This window comes from Streptomyces sp. SolWspMP-5a-2, from assembly GCF_900091845.1.
GTDB classification, from domain to species: Bacteria; Actinomycetota; Actinomycetes; order Streptomycetales; family Streptomycetaceae; genus Streptomyces; species Streptomyces doudnae.
Genome location: NZ_FMCI01000364.1, coordinates 21723 through 28118, shown reverse-complemented (window position 1 = coordinate 28118; position 6396 = coordinate 21723). Strand labels below are relative to the sequence as shown.

Annotated in this window: 6 protein-coding genes; 3 read left to right on the top strand and 3 right to left on the bottom strand. The window is 72.3% G+C overall.

Going from position 1 to position 6396, the window contains the following annotated elements:
• The 3 genes from GA0115242_RS36125 to GA0115242_RS36115 all read left to right on the top strand — a co-directional run.
• On the top strand, window positions 1-583 hold a 583-nt coding region (locus tag GA0115242_RS36125), incomplete at its 5' end, for an SRPBCC family protein (RefSeq protein WP_093835883.1).
• Between the two features lie 64 nt (window positions 584-647).
• A complete protein-coding gene (locus GA0115242_RS36120) occupies window positions 648-1562 on the top strand; it encodes an MBL fold metallo-hydrolase (RefSeq protein WP_093835882.1) in 915 nt (304 codons plus the stop codon).
• Window positions 1563-1584: 22 nt separating this feature from the next.
• Window positions 1585-3081 (top strand): carboxylesterase/lipase family protein, encoded by a 1497-nt coding sequence (locus GA0115242_RS36115; protein ID WP_093835881.1) that lies wholly within the window; start codon window positions 1585-1587, stop codon window positions 3079-3081.
• A 94-nt stretch (window positions 3082-3175) separates the two neighbouring features.
• Here GA0115242_RS36115 and GA0115242_RS36110 read toward each other — a convergent pair whose 3' ends face one another.
• The 3 genes from GA0115242_RS36110 to GA0115242_RS36100 all read right to left on the bottom strand — a co-directional run bounded on the left by GA0115242_RS36110 (window position 3176) and on the right by GA0115242_RS36100 (window position 6387).
• Entirely contained in the window at window positions 3176-4477 is a 1302-nt protein-coding gene (locus GA0115242_RS36110) for a sugar ABC transporter substrate-binding protein (RefSeq protein ID WP_093835880.1), read from the bottom strand.
• A 63-nt stretch (window positions 4478-4540) separates the two neighbouring features.
• The gene (locus GA0115242_RS36105) at window positions 4541-5461 is read right to left on the bottom strand and encodes a carbohydrate ABC transporter permease (RefSeq protein ID WP_093835879.1); all 921 of its coding nucleotides are present in this window, start codon (window positions 5459-5461) and stop codon (window positions 4541-4543) included.
• Window positions 5461-6387 (bottom strand): carbohydrate ABC transporter permease, encoded by a 927-nt coding sequence (locus GA0115242_RS36100; RefSeq protein WP_093835878.1) that lies wholly within the window; start codon window positions 6385-6387, stop codon window positions 5461-5463. The genes GA0115242_RS36105 and GA0115242_RS36100 overlap by 1 nt, the downstream gene beginning before the upstream one ends.
• Window positions 6388-6396: the final 9 nt, after the last annotated feature.

Genomic DNA, 6396 nt, shown 5'->3' with positions numbered 1-6396 from the left:
CGAGCCCGGCGCCGCCACCGCGCACGAGCCGACCGCCACCACCGCGCATGAGCCGGGCGCCGCCACCGCGCACGAGCCGACCGCCACCACCCCGCACGACCCCGCCGGGCCCCCGCGCGCGGCCGACTTCGCCTTCACCCGGCGCGCCTGGGTCGACGCCTCGCCCGCCCGCGTCTACGAGCTGGTCAGCGACGTGTCCTCGATCGGCCGCTGGAGCCCGGACGCCGACGACGTCGCGTTCGACCCGGAGGCCGGACCCCGGGTCGGCGCCTGGTTCAGCGGCCGCAACCGCAGGGACGGCAGGGAGTGGACCAGCCGCTCCGAGATCGTCCGCGCCGACCCCGGGACGGCCTTCGGGTTCGTCGTCGGGGGCGCGCGGGACGGCATCGTCCACTGGGAGTGGACCCTCACCCCGCAGGGCGGCGGCACCGTCGTCGGACAGTCCTGGCGACTGCTCCGCCTCGATCCCGTGCTCGGCACCACCCGCGCCGAACTGGACGCGCTGAGGCGCCACATGGCCGCCAGCGCCGAGACCACCCTGGTCGCGCTCGCCCAGTGGCTCGCCGAGGAGCACCGGAACTGACACGGCACCGGACGCCCCGTCCGGACCGCCCCCGCGCACAGCACCCGAACCGCAAGGAAGCACCATGGAACAGATCGTTCTCGGCGACGTCTCCGTCACCCGGATCCGCGAGTACTACGGCTCCGTCGACATGACGCCCGCCGCCTTCTTCCCGCAGAGCCCGGCGGACGTCTGGGAGGACGGCGCCGACTGGCTCGTCCCGGACTTCCTGGACTCCGCCACCGGCATCGTGAACTCGGCGATCCAGACCTGGCTGCTGCGCAGCGAGGGGCGGACGATCCTGGTCGACACCGGCGTCGGCAACCACAAGGAGCGCCCCTACGCCCCGGTCTGGAGCCGCCTGGAGACGGACTTCCTGGCCAACCTGGCGCGTGCCGGGGTCAGGCCGGAGGACGTGGACATCGTGATCAACACCCACCTCCACATCGACCACGTCGGCTGGAACACCCGCCTGGACGGGCGGGAATGGGTGCCGACCTTCCCCAACGCCACCTATCTGATGCCCAAAGACGACTTCGACTTCTGGAACCCCGAGAACGGCCACCGGCCGCTGCTCGGCCGGGGCAACCAGAACGTCTTCGAGGACAGCGTGGCCCCGGTGCACCGCGCCGGTCTGACCCGGTTGTGGGAGAAGGGCCACCGCATCGACGCGAACCTCCGCCTCGACCCCGCTCCCGGACACACCCCCGGCTCCTCCGTGCTGACCCTGACCTCCGGCACGGACAGCGCGGTCTTCGTCGGCGACCTGCTGCACAGCCCGGTGCAGATCCTGGAGCCGGACACCAACAGCTGCTTCTGCGAGGACCCCGCCGGGGCCCGCGCCACCCGCCGCCGGGTGCTGGGCTGGGCGGCCGACCACACCGCGCTGGTGATCCCCGCACACCTGGGCGGACACGGCGCCGCCGAGGTGGTGCGCGAGGGGAGCGCCTTCGCCGTCAAGGGCTGGGCGCCGTTCACCCCGTACACCGAGCAGGGCTGAGGCCCGCGGAGAGGCGTCTGCGATGAACCACCACCCCGAACCCGTCGTGACCACCGCGCGCGGAGCCGTGCGCGGTCTGCGCCGGGAGGACGGCACCGCCGTCTTCCTGAACATCCCCTACGCCGCGCCGCCCGTGGGCGCCGCCCGCTTCGCCCCGCCCCGCCCGCACGCGCGCTGGGACGGCGTGCGGGACGCCACCGTCCCCGGGCCCACGGCCCCGCAGTCCGCGCGCGGGCTCGGCAGCGTCGACATGGCCCCCTACTTCGGACCCGGCTGGTGCCAAGGAGAGGACTACCTCACCGTCGACGTGTGGACACCCGACGCCGCCCGCGCCGGTCTGCCGGTCATGGTCTTCGTGCACGGCGGCGGCTTCGTCGCCGGATCGAACCGCTCCGCGCTGTACGACGGCTCCGCCTTCGCCCGGGACGGCACCGTCCTCGTCACCCTGAACTACCGGCTCGGCGTCGCGGGCTTCCTCGACCTGCCCGGGGCCCCCGCCAACCGCGGTCTGCTCGACGTCGTCGCCGCGCTGCGCTGGGTGCGGGAGAACATCGCCCTCTTCGGCGGCGACCCGGACAACGTGACGCTCTTCGGCCAGTCGGCCGGGGCCACCGTCGTCGGCGGGGTCCTCGCCACCGCGGCGGCGTCCGGCCTCCTGCGCAGGGCGATCGTGCAGAGCGGCAGCGGCCTGGGCGCGTTCAGCCCCGAGCAGGCCGCCCGCGTCACCGCCGCCGCGGCCGCGGCCCTGGGCGTCGAGCCCCGCGCCGACGCCTTCGCGGAGATCCCCGACGCCCGTCTGGTCGAGGCCGCGTCCGCGCTCGCGGGCATCGACCTGCGGACCGCGACCCACCGCGACCCGCTGATCGGGCTCAGCCCGTTCAGCCTGGTCCTGGACACCCAGCCCGCCGTCTCCGTCGCCGCCGGGCTCGCCGACGGCGTCGACCTGCTCGCCGGCACCACCACCGAGGAGGGCAACCTCTACCTGGTCCCCTTCGGCCGGTACGCCACCTCGACCGCCGCCGACGTCGACGGGACGGCGGCGCGCGCGCACCCCGATCCGGCGCGGCTCGTGGAGACCTACCGCGCGTCACGCCCCGGGGCCTCCCCCGGGGAACTGCGCTCGGCCGTCATGGGCGACGCCCTGTTCGGCGCGGGCACCCGCGCCCTGGCGAGCGCCCACGCCGCCCGTCCCGGGTCCGGCACCTACGCCTACGCGTTCGCCTGGCGCTCCCCGTCCCTGAACGGGCAGTTGGGCGCCGCCCACGCCGTCGACCTGCCTTTCGTCTTCGACCTCGCGGACCGCCCCGGGCTGACGGGCCCCCGCGCGCTGCTCGGCCCCGGCGAGCCCCCGGCCGACCTCGCGGCGCGCGTGCACGGGACGTGGATCAGGTTCGCCGCCACCGGCGACCCCGGCTGGGCCCCCTACGACACCGACCGCAGGACCACGATGCGCATCGACGCCGAGTGGACCCAGGTCGACGACCCCCGGAGTCTGGAGCGACAGGCCTGGAGTCCCTGACCCCGGCCGCGCCCGGAGCCGGGAGGCGGCGGAGAACGGCGGGGGCCCGGCGAGCGCGATCCGCTCGCCGGGCCCCCGGCCGTGACGTCCCGCCTCAGCGCTTGATGAGCGCGGAGACCTCCTCGCCCGCCTTGCGCATGGCGTCCTTCGGCTTCGCCCTGCCGACCAGGACGGCCTGGACCTGCTTGGCGACGGCCTCGTCGATCTGGGCGCTCTGCGCGAACTGCCAGAACGGGCTGCCCGACGCCGTCCTGGTGATCTTCTCGGTCCACTCCGTGGTGAAGGTGTCCTTGGCGACCTCGGGGGCGGCCAGACCCGCCGTGGTCGACGGCGGCAGCGCGCGGGCCGCGAAGTACGCGGAGGTGGTGTCCCGGTCGGTGGTGGTGTGCAGCGCGAACTCGGTCGCCGCGTCCTGCCCCCGGCCCTTCACGATGGCGATCACGCCGCCCCACAGCAGCGCCCTCGGCGTGTCCCCGGCCTTGAGCACCGGACGCTCCATCGGCTGCATGGCCCCGGCCAGCGTCGTGTCCTTGGACTGGGCGGAGGTCACGCCCTTGCCGATGATCGCGTCGTCGTAGAAGGCGGCCTTGCCCTGCCCGAAGAGGGCGCGGGCGTCGAAGCGGTCCACGTCGGCGGCGATCAGCTTGCGGTCGTGCAGCTTCTTGTACCAGGTGACGGCGTCGACCGAGGCGTCGTCGCCGATGGTGACCTTCCCGCCGTCGAACAGCGTGCAGCCGAAGGTCTGCATCCACGGGAAGATGTCCTTGAGCTGCGCGACCTTGGTGGCGGCCGCGTACGGGACGACCCCGCCGCCGAGGCCCTTCAGCTCCCGCAGCGCGTCCTCGAACTCCTCGACGGTGACCGGGTGCTTCTTGATCCCGGCCTTCTGAAGGAGGTGGGCATTGGCGATGACGCCGATCGAGCCGGTGTTCCACGGCAGCCCGTACTGCTTGCCGTCGTAGACGCCGCTCTTGAGCGCGACGTCCGTGTAGCCGCCCGACCCGGCCACCGAGCCGAGGTCGGCCAGCTTGCCCATCTGCGCCATCGCGGCGAGCCAGGCGATGTCGAGGTGGACGGCGCCGGTCGTCTCGCCGCCGCCGAGCTTCAGGGTGAGCTGGCTCAGGTACTCGTTGTACGGGTAGGAGACCGCGCGGATCGTCGAGTTCTCCGCCTTCTCCCACGCCTTGATGATCTTCTCGATGGAGGGGCGGGCGGCCTCCTCGTTGAGCGACCAGGAGGTGAAGTCGAAGTCCTTGGACTTCGTGTCGCCGCCGCCGGAGGCGGAACCGGCGCCGGACGGCGCACAGGCGCCCAGCACACCGGCGCCCGCCACGCCGAGCGCGCCGATGCCGAACATGCGCAGCGCGCCGCGCCGGCTGATGCCAGAGGTGGTCATGATCTCTCCATGGGGAAGTCGCCGGGAAGGGACGAGGAAGGGGGAGCGGCGCGGCCGCGGGGGTCAGCTCTTGACCGAACCGGCGGTCATGCCGCCGACGAGGTAGCGCTGCAGGAACATGAAGGCGACGACCACCGGCACGGACACCACGAGCGAGGCGGCCATCAGCTGCGGCCAGGCGGTCTGGAACTCGCCGATGTAGGTGGAGACAAGGCCCGGCGGCAGGGTCTGCTTCTCCTTGTCGGCCAGGGTCAGCGCGAAGATGAAGTCGTTCCAGCCGCGCACGAAGGCGAACAGCCCGGCGGCGATCATCCCCGGCGCGGCCAGCGGCGCCACGATCGAGTGCAGCGTCCGCCAGCGGGACGCCCCGTCGATGGACGCCGCCTCCAGCAGCGCGTCCGGGACGGTGTCGAAGATCCCCTTCAGCATCCACACGCAGAGCGGCATGGTGAACGTGGTGAAGGACAGGACCAGCGCGGTGTACGTGTTCAGCATGCCGAAGCTGGAGAACACGGCGTACAGCGTCACCAGCAGGAGCGCCTGCGGGAACATCTGCGACGCCAGCACCAGGTGCATCAGCGACCGCCGCCCGCGGTAGCGGAACTTGGAGAACGAGTAGCCCATGTACGTGGCGACGACCACGCTCAGCACGGCCGTGATCGACGCCACGATCAGCGAGTTGATCATGTACTTGATCAGCTGGTCGTTCTCGGCCAGGGCGGTGAAGTTGGCCAGAGTGAGGTCGGTGGGGATCAGCTTCGGCGGGAACCGGAAGACCGACTCCGGGGTGCTGAGCGCGGTGGCGAGCAGCCAGTAGACCGGCAGCAGACCGAAGGCCCCGATGACGACGACCGCGGACCAGGCGGCGATCCGCGAGCGCAGCAGGTCCTTGCGGACCCGGCGCCGGGTGGAGCGCCCGGCCCGCGCGGCGGACGGCTCCCGGCGTTCGACGGCGGGCAGCGGGGAGGAGGTGGTGGAGGTCATCAGGCGTCGCCCTTCCGCTCGGTGATCCTGAGATAGGCGGCGACGAGCAGCAGGAGCAGCAGCATCCACAGTCCGCCCAGCGCGGTGGCCCGGCCGATGTCGAAACCGTTGAAGGCGGTCTGGTACACGGCGGTCGCAAACGTCTCGGTGGTGCCCGCCGGGCCGCCGCCGGTGAGGACGTAGATGGTGTCGAAGTGCTGGAAGTTCCAGATGAACTCCAGCAGCAGCACGATCGAGGCGACGCCCCGCACCTGCGGCCAGGTCACGGCGAAGAAGCGCCGCACGGCGCCCGCCCCGTCCATCGAGGCCGCCTCGTGCAGCTCCTTCGGCACGGTCTGCAGACCCGCCAGGAGCATCACCATCATCCAGGGGAAGCTGGCCCACGTCTTGGTGACGATGACGGCGAGCATCGCGGTGCCGGGCTGGCCGAGCCACGCCACCGACTCGTCGATGAGCCCGGACTTCACGAGGACGCCGTTGAGGACCCCGTAGTTGGCGTTGAAGATCCACATCCAGAGGAAGGAGACCACCACGCCCGGGATCACCCACGGGAAGAGGAACAGCCCGCGCAGGAACCCGCTGCCCCTGAGCCCGGTGTTCAGCGCGAGGGCGAGCGCGAAGCCGATCACGAAGGGGACGAGCGTCGCGCCGACGGTGAAGACCAGCGTCTGCTTGAGGATCGTGAGGAAGTCGCCGTCCAGCCAGTAGGCGAAGTTGTCCAGGCCGACGAACTCCCGTCCCGGCAGCCGCAGGTCCTGCTTGAAGAAGCCGGTGAAGACCGCGGAGAGCAGCGGGTAGAAGATGATCGCCGCGAAGAGCGCGAGTCCGGGGGCGGTCAGCAGCACGGCGAACGCACCGTTGGAGAGGCGTCCCTCGGTCCGCCTGCGGGGCGGGGGCTCCTTCTGGCGTGGTGCGGCCGTACTCATGCGTCTGTC